The 21,289-nt window shown below is 29.9% G+C and carries 19 protein-coding genes; 2 read left to right on the top strand and 17 right to left on the bottom strand.

Annotated elements, in window-relative coordinates:
* Positions 1-36: 36 nt before the first annotated feature.
* The 17 genes from ispF to ACTG48_RS00460 all read right to left on the bottom strand — a co-directional run bounded on the left by ispF (position 37) and on the right by ACTG48_RS00460 (position 19,158).
* Positions 37-522, bottom strand: coding sequence for a 2-C-methyl-D-erythritol 2,4-cyclodiphosphate synthase (gene ispF / locus ACTG48_RS00540; protein WP_021382470.1), 486 nt, complete (start codon positions 520-522; stop codon positions 37-39).
* Positions 519-1,232, bottom strand: coding sequence for a 2-C-methyl-D-erythritol 4-phosphate cytidylyltransferase (gene ispD / locus ACTG48_RS00535; protein WP_021382498.1), 714 nt, complete (start codon positions 1,230-1,232; stop codon positions 519-521). Before ispD ends, ispF begins: the two co-directional genes overlap by 4 nt.
* Before the next feature lie 276 nt (positions 1,233-1,508).
* Positions 1,509-2,441, bottom strand: a complete 933-nt coding sequence (gene lplA / locus ACTG48_RS00530; protein WP_479917871.1) for a lipoate--protein ligase — start codon at positions 2,439-2,441, stop codon at positions 1,509-1,511.
* 178 nt (positions 2,442-2,619) lie between these two features.
* Positions 2,620-3,270: a class II aldolase/adducin family protein gene (locus ACTG48_RS00525; RefSeq protein WP_021382472.1), complete on the bottom strand. Its 651-nt coding sequence runs from the start codon at positions 3,268-3,270 to the stop codon at positions 2,620-2,622.
* Positions 3,271-3,441: 171 nt separating this feature from the next.
* Complete coding sequence (locus ACTG48_RS00520) at positions 3,442-3,915, bottom strand: hypothetical protein (RefSeq protein WP_479917870.1); 474 nt, start codon at positions 3,913-3,915, stop codon at positions 3,442-3,444.
* Between the two features lie 27 nt (positions 3,916-3,942).
* The gene (locus ACTG48_RS00515; RefSeq protein WP_021382469.1) at positions 3,943-5,298 is read right to left on the bottom strand and encodes a PTS galactitol transporter subunit IIC; all 1,356 of its coding nucleotides are present in this window, start codon (positions 5,296-5,298) and stop codon (positions 3,943-3,945) included.
* A 76-nt stretch (positions 5,299-5,374) separates the two neighbouring features.
* Positions 5,375-5,677 (bottom strand): PTS sugar transporter subunit IIB, encoded by a 303-nt coding sequence (locus tag ACTG48_RS00510; protein WP_479917869.1) that lies wholly within the window; start codon positions 5,675-5,677, stop codon positions 5,375-5,377.
* Positions 5,678-5,756: 79 nt separating this feature from the next.
* Complete coding sequence (locus tag ACTG48_RS00505; protein WP_479917868.1) at positions 5,757-6,221, bottom strand: PTS sugar transporter subunit IIA; 465 nt, start codon at positions 6,219-6,221, stop codon at positions 5,757-5,759.
* On the bottom strand, positions 6,196-9,147 hold the full coding sequence (locus tag ACTG48_RS00500) for a sigma 54-interacting transcriptional regulator (RefSeq protein WP_479917867.1): 2,952 nt from the start codon (positions 9,145-9,147) through the stop codon (positions 6,196-6,198). Before ACTG48_RS00500 ends, ACTG48_RS00505 begins: the two co-directional genes overlap by 26 nt.
* 405 nt (positions 9,148-9,552) lie before the next feature.
* Entirely contained in the window at positions 9,553-11,283 is a 1,731-nt protein-coding gene (gene lpdA / locus ACTG48_RS00495) for a dihydrolipoyl dehydrogenase (protein ID WP_479917866.1), read from the bottom strand.
* A 163-nt stretch (positions 11,284-11,446) separates the two neighbouring features.
* Positions 11,447-12,493, bottom strand: a complete 1,047-nt coding sequence (locus ACTG48_RS00490; protein WP_479917865.1) for a 2-oxo acid dehydrogenase subunit E2 — start codon at positions 12,491-12,493, stop codon at positions 11,447-11,449.
* Between the two features lie 12 nt (positions 12,494-12,505).
* On the bottom strand, positions 12,506-13,492 hold the full coding sequence (locus tag ACTG48_RS00485; RefSeq protein WP_021382484.1) for an alpha-ketoacid dehydrogenase subunit beta: 987 nt from the start codon (positions 13,490-13,492) through the stop codon (positions 12,506-12,508).
* A 24-nt stretch (positions 13,493-13,516) separates the two neighbouring features.
* A complete protein-coding gene (locus tag ACTG48_RS00480) occupies positions 13,517-14,479 on the bottom strand; it encodes a thiamine pyrophosphate-dependent dehydrogenase E1 component subunit alpha (protein WP_021382479.1) in 963 nt (320 codons plus the stop codon).
* 37 nt (positions 14,480-14,516) lie between these two features.
* Positions 14,517-15,470, bottom strand: a complete 954-nt coding sequence (locus ACTG48_RS00475; protein ID WP_021382477.1) for a sugar-binding transcriptional regulator — start codon at positions 15,468-15,470, stop codon at positions 14,517-14,519.
* Between the two features lie 401 nt (positions 15,471-15,871).
* Positions 15,872-17,332: an aspartyl protease family protein gene (locus tag ACTG48_RS00470; protein WP_479917864.1), complete on the bottom strand. Its 1,461-nt coding sequence runs from the start codon at positions 17,330-17,332 to the stop codon at positions 15,872-15,874.
* Positions 17,333-17,335: 3 nt separating this feature from the next.
* Positions 17,336-17,593 (bottom strand): hypothetical protein, encoded by a 258-nt coding sequence (locus ACTG48_RS00465; RefSeq protein WP_479917863.1) that lies wholly within the window; start codon positions 17,591-17,593, stop codon positions 17,336-17,338.
* Between the two features lie 83 nt (positions 17,594-17,676).
* Positions 17,677-19,158 (bottom strand): aspartyl protease family protein, encoded by a 1,482-nt coding sequence (locus ACTG48_RS00460; protein ID WP_479917862.1) that lies wholly within the window; start codon positions 19,156-19,158, stop codon positions 17,677-17,679.
* Positions 19,159-19,325: 167 nt separating this feature from the next.
* Between ACTG48_RS00460 and ACTG48_RS00455 the strand changes: the two genes are divergently transcribed.
* Together ACTG48_RS00455 and ACTG48_RS00450 are read left to right on the top strand one after the other, a co-directional pair.
* The gene (locus tag ACTG48_RS00455; RefSeq protein WP_479917861.1) at positions 19,326-20,060 is read left to right on the top strand and encodes a response regulator transcription factor; all 735 of its coding nucleotides are present in this window, start codon (positions 19,326-19,328) and stop codon (positions 20,058-20,060) included.
* A 4-nt stretch (positions 20,061-20,064) separates the two neighbouring features.
* On the top strand, positions 20,065-21,162 hold the full coding sequence (locus ACTG48_RS00450; protein ID WP_479917860.1) for a sensor histidine kinase: 1,098 nt from the start codon (positions 20,065-20,067) through the stop codon (positions 21,160-21,162).
* Positions 21,163-21,289: the final 127 nt, after the last annotated feature.

The following is a 21,289-nucleotide window of genomic DNA, read 5'->3' as shown; positions in this document are numbered from 1 at the left end:
TATTTGATATCCAATAAACTTATTACTAATAATATATTAATTATTCTGACTTGTCAACAATAATAAACAAATACTTTGTGATGCGATACCTTGTTTTGCTCCTGTAAAGCCAAGACCTTCTTCTGTAGTTGCCTTTATGTTTATATTATCAATATCCGTATTTAAAGTTTTTGATATGTTATTTCTCATGCTCTCAATATATGGAGCCATCTTAGGGCTTTGAGCAATTATAGTGCTATCTATATTCCCAATCTTATACCCTTTACTTGTTATTAGATTATATACATATTCTAATAATTTCATACTATTTGCTCCCTTATATTTTTCATCTGTATCTGGGAAATGCTTACCTATATCACCTAAAGCTAAAGCTCCTAAAATAGAATCCATTATTGCATGTATCAGTACATCAGCATCAGAATGACCTAACAAACCTTTATCATGTGGTATTTCTACTCCACCAATTATAAGTTTTCTATCCTCTGTTAATTTGTGTACATCATATCCTAACCCTATTCTCATATAATTCTCCTTCTACTATTAACTTCATCTCTTTTTTCCATATTTAATATTTGCTCTGCTATATTTAAATCTTCTGGACTAGTTATCTTTATATTTTCATAAGAGCCCATTACCATAGTAACGCTTTGCCCTATATTTTCCACCAACATTGAATCATCGGTACCATAGTAATTGTTCTTATATGCTTGTTCATAAGCGTTTATTATCAGATTATATTCAAAAGTTTGAGGAGTTTGTGCTGCCCACAATAGACTTCTCTCTGGAGTTTCTTTTACTGTTCCATCGGAAACTATCTTTATAGTGTCACTTACTGGAACACCTACAACTACAGCCTTTCTTTCTTTAGCCATCTTTATAGATTCATTAATTATTCTATGGTCTACAAATGGTCTTGCTCCGTCATGAATAAGTACTATGTCACAATTTTTATCTAATTTTTTTAAGCCATTATATATTGAATCCTGTCTCTCTTTTCCACCATATGCTATTTTTATATTTTTAAAATTATACTTATTTATTATATTTTCCTTAAAAAAATCTTCCTCTTCTTTTTTTATACATACCACAATTTCATCTATATTTATATTTTCATAAAAAACTTGAATTGTATGAGCAATAATTTCTTTTTCTCTTAATTTTATGAACTGTTTGTTTATATCTAGGTTCATTCTCCTTCCGCTTCCTGCAGCAACAATTATAACACTATACATGGTATCACCTCATATTTTATTTTTAACCATAATTTATTAAAACTTTCAATATTTTTTATTTTAACCATCTGATTAATTATATATTAAATTTTCAGTTGTATAAACAGTTAATCTCTATTTTCTAATTAAAAACATGCACATTTAATTCGATATATATTGATTTTTCAATAGTATTGTTTTTAACTTTACAACTTTGTAATGGTTTATAAAATTGCAAAAAATATTCAAAGCCTCCAGTTTGATATAAGAAAATTTTATCAAATTGGAGGCTTTATATTAAAATATTAAATTAATTAAATCTATGTAATGTGGATAATTTTCTAAGAGGCTATCTTTTATTTCTTGTTTAAAAAACTCCACTTCTAGCAACTTATCCATATTAATCACATCATCCTTGTAAGAAATAAAAAACTTTGATACCTTCCACTTATTAACATGTATATTGATTTCACTTTCACTATTAAATGACAGTACTACTTGAAATTTAGGTGTTTTACCATATGCCCACTCCACTTTTTTATACTTGTCTTCCACTAGATTGTATACACTTTTAATATCATCATCATCTAATTCAAGTTCTTTTATATTTTTTATATTAGATTTTAAATATTTAACACAATAATCTAAAAAATAATTTATATCTTTTTCAAGTACAAGTTTAATATTTGTCACTTTACTTGAAACAGACTTAGTAGCATTTGATTCAGTTGATTTATTTGAATTCAGATACTTAGTCAATTTATTTAAATCCGAATCATAAAGAAGAGTTCCATGATAAAGAGAATTTTTTCTTTTTATAGACTGTGCTGAGCCTGAAATTTTTTTACCCTTTAAAAATAAATCTTTTCTTTCAGTTATAGATACATCTAGACCTAGGGCTAAGAGCATATCTTGCATAAGCTTAGTATGTTCCAAAAAATCTATTTCATGAAGATGTCTATCTTTTTGTATGAATGACATATTTATATTACCTAAATCGTGATAAACAGTACCTCCTCCAGATATTCTTCTTAAAATAGGGATTTCTCCCTTTTCAATGACAGCATGATGTATTTCCTGATATGGATTTTGATTTTTACCAATAAAAATGGATTCCTCGTTTCTCCATATGATTATAATATCATCATTATATTTTTCATTTAAAAATAGATATTCTTCTAATGCTAAATTAAAGTAAGGATTTGTGCTTTTGTTTAATAAGTAATACATAGAAATATAGACTCCTTTTTTATTTTATCTTATTTTTTATTTTAGACTTAAATAATTTTATATACTATTAGACTTCCTATTTTTCTTTCTTAATTATTAAACTTATTATATCATTATAAAACGCCTTAATATTATTGAATATCTATATTTTTACATTAATTTAAAAGTTTTACCTAGCTTATTTGTCCTGACCATATACATTAAAAAATACATCTCTAGCTCTTTGAATTTCTTCGTCTGGCAATAATACTGGTGTGCCAATTGATTTTGCCAAGTAATATACTTTTGCTGAATCTTCCAACATTACAGCTGCTGTAATGGCATGTCCTACAGATGGACCAACTGCTATTACACCATGATTTGCTAAAAGACACGCTCTTTTATTACCAATTACTTCAACAACACATTTCCCCATTTTGTTAGATGTTGGTGGTGCAAATTTTGCGACAGGTACCGCCCCACCTACTTCATTTGCAAGAGTTGTACTTGCACACGCTATAGGTTCATTTAAAATAGCAAAACAACTTGAGTATGTAGAGTGTGTATGAATTATACTATTTATATCTTCTCTATGCTTATATATATATAAGTGGTCTGGCAAATCCACTGATGCTTTCCATTTTCCATCTATAGTGTTTCCTTCTATATCCACTATAACAATATCACTTGGTATAAGGTTTCTATAGTCCATTCCACTTGGGGTAATTGCTATATATCCAGTTTCTTCGTCTCTTCCACTTACATTTCCTCCTGTTAATGTCACCAACTTATAATTTAAAAGGTCTAAAGATGCCTGTAAGACTTCTTTTCTCAATTTCTCCAACAACATTAGTTAAATCCCCCAATCTATTATAGACACAACCTTTATATATCTTAGTTGCACCTTATTATTTAAATACTATCTTCAATTTTATTTGAAAATTCCAAAAACTTTCCATAAAACCTAATATTACATTTTATCAATAGAAATTAATCCACTTCCAATTTTAATTTTTTACTCTTATACTCCTTTATTATCTAATCTCTTATTTCTAAATTTTAATGATTCTGGATATAAACCTTCTTCTAATGCAACAAAATAATTGTATAATTCTATATCGTTACTAAACATATTTGTTCTTATCCAATACCTACCTTTAAAAAAGCTCCCATCATTAATTTTCAGATAAAGATTTTTATTGTAAAACTCTCGTATTCTTACTTTTTTGATATCTGTAATTTCATACTTATGTGTAGCAATAAATGAGATAAAATGTATACATTTATTATCAATAATAATTTCTTTAGGATTACTTGATGATACAAAAGTATTGTGTATCCCATAGGTACAGATAATTATCAACAAACTATACATATTTACACTAAAATTTATATAGTTATTAAACAGTGCATAAATCAATATCAAAATCATAAAAAATCCTGGTACTATCACGCTAATTAAGTATCTTATAGAATTATATTTATATTTTTTCATAATCCATACACTCCAATAAAATTATTTTTATATTTCCTCTTCTAGAGATAATTTTTTATTTTCCTTTATTATTCTATTTCTATTGTAAATAGCCATTCCTAAAGCTATAACTCCAAAAATCACTCCTCCAATAGCTTTATAATTCATAATCTTTACAAATACCCAACTTAATGGATTTGCACCATCACAAATGCTTGAAATCATAGTTGCTCCTTCAGGCATTTTAAAACTAGCATTTAGAGCCATTTGAGTAAATAGTGGAGCTAAATTAGTTGCAATTAACAATCCAGAAGTAATTATAAGTATTCCTATTATTAATGTTCTAAATACATTTCCTTTTGTAATTGGTACGATTAAAACAAGTGCAAATGGAATTACTGCTAAGTCTGCAAATGGCAGGACTTTATTTCCTGGTAATATAGCTGCTATAACTATAGTTAAAGGAACCAATACTAATGCAACTGACAATGTAACAGGATGACCTATCCCTACTGCTGAATCTAAACCTATATAAATCTTCCCTCTATTTTTAAATCTTTTCTCAATAAATTCCTGTGCTGCTTCTGATACTGGTAATAAACCTTCCATTAACAATGCTGCCATCTTTGGAATTAATATCAATACAGCTCCCATAGTTACACCTAACTGTAATATACCTTTTATATCATATTTCGCTGCAATACCAATTATTATACCTATTATAGACCCCATGATTAAAGGTTCTCCAAATAATCCAAATTTTTTCTGTAGTGTATCCGCATTTATCTCAATCTTATTTATACCTGGTATTAAGTCTAGTAATTTATTTACAACTATAGCAATTGGAACAAATGCTTGTGTAAATCCATGAGGAAGGGATATCCCTGGCATACCCAAATATTTCTCTATACCTGGAGCAGTTAAATCTGCCATTACCAATACAATTACCATATTTGCTACTGCCGCAAACACTCCCCATACTACACTTTGTGTGGCTCCTGCTACTAAAGCCCCTGTAAAAGCAAAATGCCAGTAATCCCATATGTCTACATCAACAGTTTGAGTAGTATTAGTAATTAACATAACTATATTTACTACAAGACCTATTGGAATAATTAAAGCCCCTACCGTTGATGCAAAAGCTATAGCTGATGCTGCTGGCCAGCCTACATCTATTATAGATAGGTTTAATCCTAAGTTCTTAACCATTTGTTGTGTTGCTGGACCTAAGTTATCTGTCAATAAAGCTATAATAGTATTAAGACCTATAAATCCAACCCCCACTGTTAAACCAGCTCTTAATGATTTTCCAATCTTTGTGCCTAATATCAAACCAAAAATACATATTATTATTGGCATCATTACTTGTGCACCTAAACTAACAATGAAATTTAATATCTCCATCTAAAGACCCTCCATTATTTAATTTTCAGTCTCTAAAACTTATAATTTTAGAGACTCTATTCTTTAAAAGTTCAAATTATAATTCTAATTTTTCCAATATATCATCGATTAATTTGTCCATTCCAACACCAGTTAAAAAAGGTAACCCATTTATTACAGGTGTTTTTATACTACTAGAAACTTGTGTAGTACAAATTATCAAATCATAGTCAGGTGCTTTTGACGCAACTTCCACTACTTTACACTGTGTAATATTAACCATATCTAATTTCCCAAGGTCTTGAAGTGCTTTCTTTAATTTGTTTATAGCAATTGTTGAAGTACATACTCCTGTTCCACATGCAACTAATATTTTTTTAGCCACATTATTCACCCCCATTAAAATTGTTTTATTTTAAAGATATCTATAGTTAGAAATCTTCAATAACATTTATATATTTTTAATACTCTTTACATGTTTAATTTTTTAGTTTAGAGTTTAATAAGTCACTCATACTTTCTTCATTTAAATCTACAATATTATTTAACATATTCTTATCTTGAAATATAGTCATAAGTTTTTCTAATAATTGTAATTGTTCTTGTGGCTCTTTTACTGCTAACATAAATACAACTTTTACATCAATTTCAGTATCTTCTGTACCCATCATTATAAATTTTACAGGCTTATTAAGTATGCCAATCGCTATACCTGGTTCATTTACATGTACTATATCTGTATGTGGTATAGCTACTCCATAGATTTCCGTTGGTAACCCTGTAGCATACTTTTTTTCTCTTGCTATAACAGCTTCTATGTAGCTTTCTTTTACATACTGTTTATCAAATAAACGTTGTCCTAAAAATTTTAATGCATCTTCATTGTTCGACACTTCAATATTTTTGAAAATTAAATTACTACTGATTATTTGCATTGACTCCATCTAATATCATCTCCCTAATAAAATCTCTATCTTTAATGTTTTTTATATCTTTAAATTCATCTGTTTCTATAAATGTAAGTAGAGTATTTAATGGATTAAAGCATTTTTGGTCTACAGCTAATAAAAGTATTATTTTCACTTTATTTTTACTCCATATAATAGGATTTTTCAAAATAGCTATACTTATAGCTGGTCTAATTACATCTATTCCATCAGTATGAGGTATTGCTATTCCATCTGATAATTCAGTCGGAAATAGATTATCTCTTTCTACCACTTTTTTATAGAAATTTTTCGTCACATAACCTTTTTCTCTAAGTTTTTTACTCATGTACTTTAAAGCGTCTTCTTTTGATTTAACTTGTAAATCTACAAAGATATCTTCTTTATGTATTAAATCTGATAATTCATATTTTTTATTTGTTTTAACAATTTGATTTGTATCAATTAAATTATTTATTTGATTTAATTTTGTTTTATCATTTATGTCTACTAGGCTAAAGAAAGGGATATTGGCTATCTGTGGGTCAATTGTTCCAACTATAGCAATTACATTCTTATCATTACTTATTTGCTTTATCTCTAAGTCAAGACTTGGATATTCAATCATACCTATAGATTCTATATCAACCTTTTCATTTATACCTTTAATATTTTCCTCTAAGATTTTTTTTACCTTACAAGCTCCTCCTAATCCTGTAATACATAATGTTAAAATTATAGGTTTTCTAGAATCTAATTTTGTGTTGTTATATTTACTAGCCCTCTCCTTTACTTGTGGTTCTATACTTTTAACTTCATCAACTATTTCATCTATTGTTAAATCTGGTAAAACTGCTCTTCGTATAACTTCTATGGATAGTAAGGTGTCAAATCTACATATTGTCCTTATATTAATCCCTGTCTTCCCAGAGATAATATCTCCAAAATATGAAAGCGAACCCATATCAACTAATATAATCACGCCTCTACCTTCATCAATATCTTTTACTACTGTAGTAGCCTCTTCAATCATTTCTTCTGGTTTTTTTTCAAATGGCATATCTAAATACCTTGCATGGTTAATTCCTAATAGTTTATTTGTAACTTCACATACAGATGAAGCCACTCTTCCATGAGCCATAAGAAGTACACCTATCTTTTTTTGTTCAGATATATCTCTTCTGCTACTCATTTTAAAATATATCGCTATTATACCTATTTCTTCTTTTGGCAAATTTATATTATATCTTTCCTTCAGATGTTGAGCTACCTTTTCTGCTACAGAGTATTCTAATGGATAATTTCCTATTATTTCTTTTAAATGGGCATTGGATATTACTTTACCTTCTTTTAGCCTCTCAAAAGCTGCTTTTAAGTGAACTGCTAAACATAAATGTAGATTTGGCTCTAAGGAACTAAGATATTGTGATGCTATTTTGATTACTTCATAAGTAAGCTCTACAATATATTTTCCAACAATCGGACTTATATCTGGAATATTATCACTAATAGAAACTTTTTTAACTTGCTTTATATATTTTTGAATACAGCTTTCTAACTCTCCTCCAACAATTCTATTTATAACATCAAAATCTAAACCTTGCTCTAATAAATCAATATGTCTTCTTTCAGTAAGCTTATATATTTCATCTGGAAAAGTATATATATCTTCATTTTTCTTTTCTATCTCACCATGATAACTTGAGTCTATAATTAAGTCTCCATCTACATAATTTTCTATTTTATCTCTACAATTTCTAATTTTCATAAGACCTTGTTTTACATATCCAGGTACATCTGATATATTTATATTTACTTCTTTCTGTTTGCTCGTAAGTTTGTTTAATAGTCCCCTGGCACAAGCTACTTGAATATCACTTCTAAGCTGACCAACATTTCCTATACAATCGTAAAGCATAAGAGCTTTTAATACATCTGATTTTATATGTATTCTTGTTTCCATTCTTTGAGCTTCTATTAAGAAGAAGTTATTTATAATATCAAACCTCTCATTTAATGGTCTTGCAACTAATTCTGGTATTTCAATTGTTACAGGTATACGTCTTTTAAATGTATTAAGTAAGTGAGAATCTATGGGTTCAGAAGTTGCTGAAATAATCATTACATCTATTTTATTTGTCAACCTTGTTTCTCCTAGCTTTCTGACCATACCTTTATCAATTAATTGAAATAATATCTCTTGACCTTCATGAGGCAATCTATGTATTTCATCTATAAACAAGATTCCTCCATTTGCTTTTGATACTAAACCTTCTTTGGTCTCATCAGCTCCTGTAAAAGCACCTTTGACATGTCCAAATAATTGAGATAATAAAAGCTGTGGATTTTCTGAATAATCTGCAGCATTAAAAACTATAAAAGGTGCATTCTTAGGGAATCTAGATGATTCTACTGCAAATTTATACATACATTCTGCTAACTCACTCTTTCCAACACCAGTTGGCCCCATAATGATGGTGTGAAGGCCGTGAGGAGGATAGAGTATTGCTGCTTTGGATAATTTTATAATTGTACTTAAACTGCCACTACTGCCTATTAATTTATCAAATGCTATATCTATATTTTCTCCATTATTCTTTATCTCTTCTTTTTTATCATCAACTTCTTTATCAGGCTTTAAATCATCAGAATCTTGAATTTCTTTTAAATACTGTATGACTGTAAATCTTGATACTGTAAATCCAATACTGTTTAACCTTCTTGTTATGTCATTTTTATTTATAATATTTTCTTCCTTTAAAATGTCCTTTATAGCTTTAATCAAAACAACTTTTCTTCTTTGTCTTGAATCCTCTATTTTTAACTCATTTCTCAAAAAGGTAACATCTTCTCTTCGAACATTTAGCATACTTGAAATTGCTTCATCTGTTAAAGGATTTTTCTTATCTTCATTTTCAATTAGGTTTTTTATTCTTTGCCTCATTTATAATTGTTCCCTCCTTACTATTTATATAGCAACTTATATGCCATATATTGTTTTTTTTGTGCTTATTATTATTGCATAAAATCATAACATTTAAATCAAGCTATTCTTTTATTGAAATATTAAGAAAATTTTTTTTAATATTTTACAAATAATACGTTTAAAAAAACAAAAAAGTCTTTTTTTCTAATTCCAAGTAAAGTCATACTAAAATGACACTGTTATTTTATATTACTATCTTTTTTGTACAACAAAAACTACAAATATTTAATTTCTATATTTTCACATAAAAAATACTCCTTCTCGTACAAATATATATATTTATACAAGAAAGAGTATGGCTAAATAAGTATTTTAAGATTTTATAATATAAATTTATTTTAATAATAAACTTACATTAATAATTTATTTTTTAGGTAAATGTAAACATCTCCCATTTACATCTGCTAAAGCTTCCATCAAAGCTTCTGAAGTACATGGATGACCAAATATCAACTCACTAGCTTCATCAGCAGGTATTTCTAATGCCTTAAATGATGCTGCATGATTTATAAGTTCTGCTACACCACATCCAAACATATGTACTCCTAAAATTTCTCCATATTTATCATCTGCTATCACTTTTACATATCCTTGCTCTTGTCCAGAAGCTAAGGCTCTTCCATTTCCAGCAAAGTTGAATTTACCCACTTTTACATTATGTTTTTTTCTAGCATCTTCTTCTGTAAGTCCAACTGATGCTACTTCTGGAATTGTATAGACACAACTAGGCAACGCACTTAAATCAACTTCTTCATTCATCCCTAAAGCATTTGCAGCTGCTACCTCTCCCATTTTAAATGCTGCATGAGCTAACATCACACCACCAGTAACATCACCTACTGCGTATATATTTGGTATACTTGTCTCCATTTTACTGTTTACAGCTATTGAACCTTTATCTATTTTAATATCCAAATCTTCTATACCAGAAAGATTAGCTTGTCTTCCTATAGCATATAGACATAAATCTGCTTTTATTGGCTCTTCATCTTCAATGCATACTACTATTTTATTGCCTTCTTCTTTGAATTCAGAAACTTTCTTCTTAGTTAATACATTTATACCTTTTTTACTAAGAGAATAGTTCAGAGATTCGCTCAATTCTTTATCCATTCTTGGAATTATTCTATCTTCCATTTCTACAATAGTTACCTTAGAACCTCTTGAATTAAATATCTCTGCAAATTCGCAACCTATCACTCCACCACCAATTATTACTAATTCTTGTGGCACCACTTCTAAATCTAAAGCTTCTGTACTAGTTATTATCAAATTCGATTCTATTCCTTTTATAGGTAATACTCTTACTTTAGAACCTGTTGCGATTATTATATTTTCTGTATCTAAAATTTTTCCATCAGATAATATTACTTTATGTGCTTCTTTAACGCTAGCTTTAAGATTAAATACATCTACATTTCTGCTTTTTAATAGACCACCAACACCAGCTGTAAGTTTTTTAACTACTCTATTTTTATATTTTATTGCTTTTTTGATATCCTGTTCCTTATCTACAGCTACTTTTACGCCCCTCTTTGATAACTGTTCAACTTCTTCCAATATTTCTGCTGTTTTTATATAGGTCTTTGTAGGAATACAACCTCTATTTAAGCAAGTTCCTCCTAATATGTTTTCTTCAACTAATGCAACTTTTCCACCTAATAGAGATGCTTTTAATGCTGATAAATAACCTCCAGGTCCTCCACCTATTACTACTACATCATAATCATGATTACATTCTTTTTTATTTATTTTTTCTTCTTTTTCCTCTACGTTTTGAATTTCTTCAACAATATCTTCTTTTGAGACATTACCAGATAAATATTTAGCTTTTATTTCTTCTTGATTTTCACCTTTTTCTGCTATTACACCTATTACTGTAAATACTGGTAATACTTCACCTTCTTCTTTATGTATGATTACAGCCAGTGTACCTTCTCCCTCTGACTCTATTTCCATGTTTACTTTGTCTGTTGTTATCTCTAATATAGGCTCTCCAATTTTTACTTCTTCACCTTCTTGTTTTAGCCAAGAAACTATAGTACCTTCTTCCATAGCTACTCCTGCTTTTGGCATTATGACTTCTACTGACATAGGCTCTCCTCCTATTTATTTTCATATATTTTCATTAATCAATTTATATTCATATAGTTACATTTAAAAGTAATGCCGAATATATAAAAGTTTTAAATTTACCTAGATAATCATAACTATGTAATCTATTAAAACTATTATATCGGTAATGAAACATCAAAAACTATACAAGCATTGATAAAGGATTTTCTAACAATTCTTTTAAGTCTTTTAAGAATTTTGCTGCTACTGTTCCATCTATTACTCTGTGGTCTGATGTCAATGATAAGTTCATTATAGGTTTTATTTTAGCTTCTCCATTTACTGGAACAAACTTATCTTGTGTAGCACCCACCCCTAGTATTGCACTTGAAGGCATATTTATTATAGGTGTGAATGTAGTTATACCATACATTCCAACATTACTTATAGTAAATGTATTGCCTTCTTGGTCTGCTGGTAGAAGTTTTCCTGTCTTTACTTTTTCAGCAAGCTCTTTACTTTCTTTAGCTATCTCTTTTAAAGATTTTTTATTTACATTTTTTACTACTGGGACATATAAACCTTCATCTAGCCCGACTGCAATAGCTACATTTATATCTTTATATCTAAATATTCCATCGTCTGTCCATGCTGAATTTAAAGCTTGATGCTTTGGAAGTATTCTAGATACTGCCATTACTATTAAATCTGTCATAGTTAATTTTACTCCAGTTGCTTCTTTTACTGTGTCTATTAACTTTGCTCTAAGTGACTTCAATTCAGTAGCATCTACCTCTATGTTGAATGTAAATACAGGAGCACTAAAATAACTTTCTGACATTCGTTTTGCTACAGTGGCCCTCATTGGATTTGGTTTTTCAAACGTTCCTTCTACTGTATTAAACATGCGTGAATTTTCATCTTTACTCTTTGTCTCTTTTTGCTCACTAGCTTTAGATGTATTAAATGATACAATAGTTTCTTTTTTAGTTAATTTTTCTACATCGCATTTTCTTATTTTTCCATTATATCCAGTACCTACAATAGTTTCTAAATCTATATTCAAATCTTCTGCTATTCTTTTAGCTAAAGGAGTAGTATTTGCCTTACTATCTTTTAAGTAATTTAACACATCAACTAAATGAATTCTTCCATTTTCTCCACTTCCAATCAGCCTATCTAGTTTTATATTGTCTTTTCTTGCTTGATGTCTGGCTGCTGGTGTGGCCTTTACTTTATTTGCCACCATATCTATCCCTCCTTATCTAACAATTAAAGATTTTATTGCTTCTTCTATTTCATCAACTCTTGGGACAACTGCTTTTTCTAACTCTGGATTATATGGTATTGGCACATCTTTTCCGCAGATTCTTTTTACTGGTGCATCTAAATAATCAAATGATTCACTTTCTGTTATTAATGCTGATATTTCTCCACCTAGTCCACCAGTCTTGGCTGCTTCATGACAAATTAGAACTCTTCCAGTTTTACATACACTCTTCACTATAGTCTCTTTATCTAATGGATATAAAGTTCTTAAATCTATAATTTCTACACTTATATTTTCTTTTGATAGTGCCTCTACTGCTTCCTCAACACTTTGTAACATTCTTCCATAAGTGATTACTGTAACATCTGTACCTTCTCTTTTAATATCTGCCTTTCCAATTTCAATTACATAATCATCTTCTGGAACAATACCTTTTTTTCTATATAACAATTTATTCTCAACAAATATGACTGGATTATTATCTCTTATAGCTGCTTTTAATAACCCTTTAGCATCTGCTGGTGTAGAAGGTGCAACCACTTTTACTCCTGGAACATGGCAAAACCATGCTTCTAAGCTTTGTGAATGTTGCTCTGCTGAACCAGTTCCAGAACCACCAGGACATCTAACAACCATTGGAACTTGAGCTTTTCCACCAAACATATATCTCATTTTTGCTGCTTGATTTACAATTGCATCCATAGAGATTGTTACAAAATCCATAAACATTACTTCCATAATAGGTCTTAGACCAGTTGCCGCAGCTCCTGCTGCTGCCCCTGCTATAGCAGCTTCTGATATAGGAGTATCTCTTACTCTTTCTGGACCAAACTCATCTATCATTCCAACTGATACACCAAATGCTCCTCCATATATACCTATATCTTCTCCCATAAATATTACATTTTCATCTCTTCTCATTTCTTCTGACATTGCTTCTTTTATAGCTTGTGCATATGTTAGTTCTCTTGTACTCATTTTTATTTTCCTCCTTTACCATTCTTAGTCTGCATATACATCCTCTAATAAAGACTCTATCTTTGGATTTGGACTGTTTTGAGCAAACTCTACTGCATCTTCTATTGATTGTTTTGCAAATTCTTGAATTTTATCTAATTCATTTTCGTTAGAGATATTATTTTCGATAAGATAATTTCTTAAAAATTCAATAGGGTCCTTTGCTTTCCATGATTCTATTTCTTCTTTTGTTCTATATACATTTGCATCTGATTTTGAGTGACCTAACCATCTATAAGTTCTACTTTCAATCAATACAGGTCCTTCACCTCTTCTACATTTCTCAGCAGCTTTTTGTACTGTCTCGTATACTTCTATTGGATTATATCCATCTATTGATATTCCCTCTATTCCATAAGAAGCTGCTCTAGTAGCAATACTGTCTATATTCATATGACGTTTTATACTTGTTGACATACCATATAAGTTATTTTCACAGTAGAATATTATTGGCAACTTCCATATTGAGGATAAATTTATCCCTTCGTGAAAAGTACCTTCATTTGATGCCCCATCACCAAAACTGCATAAAACTATTTTACCTGTTTTTTTATATTGTTGTGTAAGTGCAGCTCCTGGAGCTATTGTAAGACCTCCACCTACAACTCCATTTGCCCCTAAGTTACCTGACTCAATATCTGCTATATGCATTGAGCCTCCTTTTCCTTTACAAAATCCTGTTTCTTTACCCATAAGTTCAGCCATCATCTTGTTTAAGTCTATTCCCATACCTATAAATTGACTATGTCCTCTATGAGTTAATGATACTAAATCTCCTTTTTCTAAAGCCATTACAGCTGCTACACTTGAAGCTTCCTGACCTACAGATAAATGAGTTGTTCCATGTACCATACCTCTTGCAAAAAACCAACTAACCTTTTCTTCAAATTTTCTAGCCTGATTCATTCTCTTATACATTTCAAGCAATGTTTCTTTTGATATTGACATATACATTCCCTCCTGTTAACTTTTATCTATTATTATATTAGTCACAATCTTCTAATAATTTAAGTGCTAAACTGTGATTAATTGCCAAACTATTTATAAACTTTGCTTTTAATGATGCTTTTATTGCTTCTATTTTTTCATCTCCTGAAGCTACACCTATTGTTCTTTTTATTTTTTTTAAATCTTCTAGCTTTACTCCTAATACTCTTTGATTAAATTCAAGTATAGAAGTTTTTCCTTCTTTATCAAAGGCTTGTAAACAAATTGCACCTATTGAGTTATATTTTTTTAAATCTTCTATATCTTCTTCATGCATGTATCCAGAAGCCATTATTGTTGAGTTTAAGCTCATAGGATTTCCTATACCTACGATTGCTATAGTCGTTTTATATATTAAATCTAGTACTTCTTTAATTTTTTCATCTTTACAAAGTTTTTCTTTTGTAGACAAATCAGACATAACAGCTGGAGCATGTAATAATTTAAAATCACCTCCAAAAGCTCTTGCTAAACTTACTGCTATTTGATTTGCATGAATATCTATTTCATTGTCTCCAATTCCACCTAACAGAGGTATAAATGTGACGTTTTTACAGTTATTTTTTTCTACATATCTAGGTATTTCTTTTAGTGTCGTGCCTATTGAAACCCCTATTATATCATTTTCCTTTACTACTCTAGTTAGGTATTCAGATACAGCTCTTGCTAATTCTTGTTTTTGAGTTAGTGAATCCTGTTTATCATCTACAACTATTACTTCTTTCAATTTGTATTTTCTTTCTAGACTTCTCTCTATTTTTTGGTAGTCATTTTTCAAAACATCAACTATCTGTATTTTTACTATTCCTTGCTCAAAAGCTTCTTTTAATATTCTTGATATTGTTGGTCTTGATATTCCCAATTGATTTGCTATTTCTTGTTGATTTAAATTATCTTCATAATAAAGTGAACAACACTTCATCATTAACCTTAGGTCTCCAATTTTTTTCATTTGCTTTCCTCCAAAATCAAGCTTTTTTAATTATCTTTACATTTGTTCAATCATTTTACTTAATTTCAGTAACATTATAGAAGGGGTTCATATAAAAAGTCAACTGTTTTTTTGGATAATGAGAAAATTGTTACAATAAATACTAGTAAAAATATAATTTTAGCTTTTACTACTCTATCTAATTCTGTTATAACTCAGCTAGAAACTTGACCAACTAATAGTATCTCTGTAATTAGATGAGCTAGAATACTATTACTCCTAACAGATTTGTAAACAAGTTATCTATTACATTTGACTTATAAAATATTTTTACATATAAAAAACACAGAGATACTTTTCCTGTACCTCTGTGTCTTTAAAGAAGTGAAACTTAATCACGCAATTTGTGTTATATACTATTTCTATTTGCTAAATGTCATCTTCATAGAATCGAAATCAATTGACCATTTATAATTCTTAAAATAATTATGGCTTACCAATCCATCATGAACAAATCCAAGTTCCTCATCATAATCCCACAGTCCACCTGTAAAATAATATCCAAGACCATTTTTTAGTTTTAAATTACCCAGTCCATATGATGAAACATCAAAATGTGCTTCCTTAAAATCACTTCCTCCCATTCCACCTTGTCCTTCAGGAGCTTTCTTTAGCTCTGGCATAGGAATCTTCAAAGAATCTATAGTTTCTTTAGGTAATATAATTCCAGCACCTTTTTCGTCAGCAAGTCCTGAATCAAGGAAGTAGTTAAGTCCACTTTTCTGATTGACTGAACCTTTTCCATACAAAAAGTGAGTGGCTGCAAGCGTAAATGGCATTTCTTCCAATGTTTTGTCATCTGCAAGCATTTTATTAAGATTCTCTCTACCTACTTCATTTCGAGGTCTTAATATTAATTGACCACTATGGTAATCCATCGTAGGTACAAATTCCTTCAATACACCTGTACCAATAATACCATGAATATTTTCATAACCCTTAAATACCTCTTCAAACCCATCAAATGGTCCTAACATTACAGGTACATTTTTAATATTTACACCTCCTATAGTAAGTGAATCAGCTTGACCAAAACCAGTTTCAACAGAATTACCTCCAGCAAATTCATTTTCGTTTTTTGAGGCTGTTTTTATACCAAGTTCTTTTACAAGTTTCTGATCAATAGTAAACATTGGACCACCAGTATCAATAATAGCATTTATTCTTTTGCCATTTATCTCTACTGGCACAACTGGCAGAGGGTCGGTTGTGATAAAAGGAATCACTGTTTCACTTTTTCCCTTCCAGTCAATTTGATTTGGTTGTTTATCCTTAAAAGCTTTCATCATTTCCAATACACTATTTATACTATTATTCTTATCTTCTGATGCTACGGATAATTTTTCAGCTTTTTGATATTGATTTGTTTGATAATATGTTAGTGTCAATCCTTTTTCAGCTTTTGTTTTGAATTTATCAGGATATTGCTCTATAAGAGTATTATATAGTTTTTCAGCCTGCTCATAATTACCATTCAAATATCCTATTCGTGCAGAAAGATAAATCACATCTGGAGAAGGCTTCTTCGAATTCATCAAGGGACTCAGCATCTCTTGTGCTTCTGTAATGTCACCTAATTTAAATAGTATCTGGGCATATTCTAATCTTATAGCTTCATCATTTGGGTTTTTGTCATACTTTCCTTTGATTTCTGTTAGTTGTTTTTCGCAACTTGCACGAGTAACTTTTTCTATTGTCTTAGTTGACTTAGGCGTTGAGCTTTTCGATGAGGTAGCCTGAGATGTACATCCTGTCATTACACCAACAATTAAAGCTCCACATAATATAATACTTATTCCTCTTGATTTCAGTGATTTCATCATTTTTTACCTCCTATTTTTGTTCTTATCTATAAGATACAATATGAAAATAGCTTCATCATTTGGGTTTTTGTCATACTTTCCTTTGATTTCTGTTAGTTGTTTTTCGCAACTTGCACGAGTAACTTTTTCTATTGTCTTAGTTGACTTAGGCGTTGAGCTTTTCGATGAGGTAGCCTGAGATGTACATCCTGTCATTACACCAACAATTAAAGCTCCACATAATATAATACTTATTCCTCTTGATTTCAGTGATTTCATCATTTTTTACCTCCTATTTTTGTTCTTATCTATAAGATACAATATGAAAGTAAAATTAAAAAGATATCTCTTGTTCACAATTTAGATTATATATTCTTCTTCTCATTAAATGTCATCTTCATTGAATCAAAATTAATTGTCCATTTGTAATTCTTCAGATAATTATGGCTTATTAAGGCATCTTGGAAAAATCCATGTGCTTGATACATTCCTTCTTGTCCTGTCGCAAAATGCCCAATACCTTTTCTCTGTTGCACATTACCTAATCCATATGATGAAATATCAAATTGTGCTACTTCAAAATCATTTCCTGTCATTCCACCTTCCTCTGTAGTAGCTGGTCTTAGCTTTGGCATAGTAATACCCAGTAAATCTATTGTTTGTTTAGGCAACATAACCCCAGCACCCTTTCCACCATTAAATCCTGAATCAATAAAGAAATTAAGATTATTTTTATTATTAATTGAACCTTTACCAAACATATAATGAGTAGAAGAAAGTGTGAATGGAATTTGTTGTATTATTTCACTTTTACCTTCTTTGGCATCTTCATCAGTTACAACTATTTCATTCCTTACTACTTCACTTCGTGGTCTTAATACCAACTCACCATTTGGATAATCCATTGTTGGTACAAATTGTTTTAATACATTTGTACCAAGAACAGCACGAACATCTAATCCAGTACTCTTAAATAGTTCTGCAAGTCCACCAAGCTCTCCTATCATTACCGGGATATTTTTCATATTTATATCTCCTACCTTAAATGAATCAGCTCTACTAAACCCAATCTCAGAAGTACCACCTCCAGCAAAATTTCCATCTGCATTTGAAACTGGTTTGATTCCAAGTTCTTTTGCAAATTTTTTGTCAAGAACAAATGTAGGAGCACCAGTATCAATAAAAGCGTTCATTCTTTTTCCATTTATCTCTACTGGCACAACAGGCAGAGGGTCAGTTTTAAGAAATGGAATAACACTTTCATTTTTTCCATTCCATTCAATTTGATTAGGTTGTCTATCACCAAAATCTTTCATCATATTGTTCAATAAGCTACTTGCATTTTCTTGCCCCATAGATAGCTGTTTTGCTTTCTGATATTGATTTGTTTGATAATAGACCATTGATAGCCCAGCTTCTGCCTTTTCTTTAAATTTATCAGGATATTTCTCCACAAGAGTATTGTATAGCTTTTCCGCTTTTGTATAATTACCATTCATATATTCTATTTGTGCTGAAAGGTAAATAGCATCTGGTAGAGGTTTATCTCCATTTAAAAAAGGTTTTAATACTTCTTGCAATTCTGTAAAATCTCCCAATTCAAATAAGTTTTGAGCATATTTTAATGCTAAGGCTCCATCATTTGGGTTTTTCTCATATTTTTCTTTCGATTTCTTCAACTGTTTTTCAGAACTTACACGGGTAACTTTTTCCATTGTTTTAGGTGTTGACTTAGATGTTGAGCTTTTTGTTGATGTAGCCTGAGATGTACATCCTGCCATTACACCAACAATCAAAGCTCCACATAACAGAACACTTAGTCCTCTTGATTTTAGCGATTTTGTCATTTTTTACCTCCTGTTTTATTTTTATCTCTCTTTTTATCTATAGAATATAGTATGAAAATAAAATAAAAGTAAAGTGAGGGTAAAAACAAAAGAATAATTTATTGCTTACACTTTGCATGTATGGTATTATAATGATACTATTTTTGTATACTGGGAGATGAAATATTATGGATGACAAATTGGAAAACCCTGAAAAGATACTTATTGTTGATGATGAAGAAGGGCTGTTAACCCTAGTGAAAATAACCTTAAATAAAGAACACTATAATAATGTTACCTGTGTATCAACAGGAACCAAAGCCCTTGAGTGTATTGAAAACAGGCAATATGACCTTATCATTCTTGATGTAATGCTACCAGATTATTGCGGATTTGACCTATGCGCGAAAATGCGCAGGAAAACTATAGCCCCTATCATATTTCTGACTGCCAAAACTGGTGATTACGATAAATTATCAGGACTTGCCATTGGTGGTGATGATTATATAACAAAACCTTTTAATACAATGGAGCTTGTCGCCAGAATCAAAGCTATTTTTAGGCGTCAACAACTTGAACGTTCAGTATTACATACTCATTCAGAAAATTCCTTAATTTATCATTATGGTTATATTATTCTTGATATGACTTGTGCAATACTTACTGTAAATGGTCAAGACGTAGAATGTACAGCCAAAGAACTCGAGCTAATGGAATTTTTTTGCCAAAATCCTAACAAGGTCTTTACTACATCACATCTGTACGATACAATTTGGGGATTAGCAGGATATGGAGATGAAAAGACTGTTACAATACATATATCCAAGCTTAGAAAAAAGATATTGGATGATAATAAACCATACAAAGTTATTACAAACCTTCGTGGAATTGGGTATAAGTTCATACCACCAGATGGGAGCTGATATATTGAAAAAATTATACTTTCGTTTTATTGCTTACTTTACAACAGGTCTCTTTATATTTCTAGTATACTTCGTTACATTATTCATATTACTTAATCAATTAATATATCCTGAAAAATCACATAAATTTTTATATGTGACTGATTCATCTATTGGATATTTTCCAAGCATACTTATAATTTCTTTCTGCTTTATTACAGGAGGGATACTTTTTTGCTTATTTCTTGTTCGACCACTTTACTTGATAATTTGTTCAATAAGTAATTTATCTAAAGGAGATTATGCAATAGTCAAAAAAGCCTTTACCAATAATGGGAAATTAAAATGGTACTATTTTATGTATAAAGAAGTCATTGTAAATATAAAATCTTTAGGCAATAAGCTTCAAGAAACTGAAATGGAGCGAGAAAAACTTGAAGTTGCAAAAACTGATTGGCTTGCTGGTGTATCACATGATTTGAAAACGCCATTATCATACATCACAGGATATTCATCTCTAATGCTTAACAAAAACCACCGTTTTAGTGAAGAAGAGAGAACGATATTTTTAGATAACATATATAAAAAAGGAGTATATATTGAAAAATTAATAGACAATTTAAGTCTTACATTTTTTATAGATTCGTCTGGAAAAATACTGCTTAAACACACACAGGTTGAAATGGTTGCATTTCTTCAAAACCTTATTGCTGATGTAGCTAATAATCCAAAATCTAAAAAACAGATATTTGGATTTTATACAGATTTAGAATGTTTGTATTTAGCCATAGATGAAACATTAATGTATAGAGCTCTTTATAACCTTTTAATGAATTGTGTTGAACATAATCCTGATGGTACAGAAATAAAAATTTGCTTAAAACAGAGTTCTGAACAAATTTACATTAATACTACTGACAATGGTGTTGGGATAAATGCGGAAAAAGCAGATGATATTTTTGACAAATATTATAGTAGCAAAAATCATAATACACAAAACAAAGGATTAGGATTGTTTATTGTTAAGCAGATTATTGATGCACATGGAGGGAATATTTCGGTTTCAAGCATTTTAGGGAAAAGTACATCCTTTCAAATTATATTGAAACAAGATAAAATTTAAATTATTATATAAAAATCCCAAGTTAAAATAAACTTGGGATTTTTATATAATAACTAATTTTTATAAAATTTCTTCTTTAAATTTATTTTGACAAAATAAATTTAAATTAACATATCAATATTTATAT

The sequence above is a fragment of the Clostridioides sp. LIBA-6822 genome (genome assembly GCF_056688955.1).
Note: the sequence above shows the minus strand (reverse complement) of the source record. Positions and strands in the feature narration are given on the sequence as shown.